The following is a 295-nucleotide window of genomic DNA, read 5'->3' as shown; positions in this document are numbered from 1 at the left end:
GCTGTCTCCAAACACACCACCACCATCACCCTGCTGTCGCCGTGCATCATATTGATATTGCCTCCTTCTGGCCAGGTTATACCGTCATCGCCCAAGCGCTTTCTGCCAACCATCACACCCTGTTTACCCTTGAGCCTCGCGCCGACCTGTTGCCCCGTTGTCGCCGATGCCTGCAACCCACGCCATTGATCCACGACCAACGTATCCGCCGGGTGCGTGAGCGAGACCTATTTGACCGACAAGTCTGGTTACAACTGCCTGTTCGCCGCGTCGACTGTCTGCGCTGTGGTCGCGT

General features: G+C 58.6%; 1 pseudogene. It reads left to right on the top strand.

The window, feature by feature from the left end:
- Positions 1–41 precede the first annotated feature (41 nt).
- A pseudogene (locus MUW49_RS21330) lies at positions 42–295 on the top strand (transposase family protein); the annotation flags it as partial.

Source organism: Aeromonas sp. LsrichE-8G (assembly GCF_022869435.1).
GTDB lineage: Bacteria > Pseudomonadota > Gammaproteobacteria > Enterobacterales > Aeromonadaceae > Aeromonas > Aeromonas caviae.
The sequence above is the reverse complement of the archived record's forward strand: the minus strand, read 5'-3'. Positions and strand labels throughout refer to the sequence as shown.